Source organism: Zavarzinella formosa DSM 19928, assembly GCF_000255705.1.
Lineage (GTDB): Bacteria > Planctomycetota > Planctomycetia > Gemmatales > Gemmataceae > Zavarzinella > Zavarzinella formosa.
Window position 1 is genome coordinate 93,561 of the sequence record NZ_JH636454.1, and the last position, 248, is coordinate 93,808.

General features: G+C 62.1%; 1 protein-coding gene. It reads left to right on the top strand.

What is annotated here, in order from left to right; all coding sequences use genetic code 11:
• Positions 1 to 248: hypothetical protein (locus tag BGIM_RS66275; RefSeq protein ID WP_193789094.1), on the top strand; the 248-nt coding region annotated here is incomplete at both ends.

Here is a 248-nt window from a genome sequence, read left to right on the forward strand (position 1 = left end):
GGCAATGAATCACTCAATCCCGCTTGCATCGTCACCGACCTCGGCGACCCCGACGTGGCCAACGTCCTCGTGCAATATGACCGCAAGGCCGCCCTGTGGCCGGGAATCCTCGCCGGCGGGACGATTGACGGCTCGAACAACCTCGCCGCCAACACCGGCACGCTGATGTGGAACATCAACCCCGCCGCCAACATGTGGGCATCCGATTCCTCGTCGCTGATGTGGAACATTGTCTACGACGCGATGAC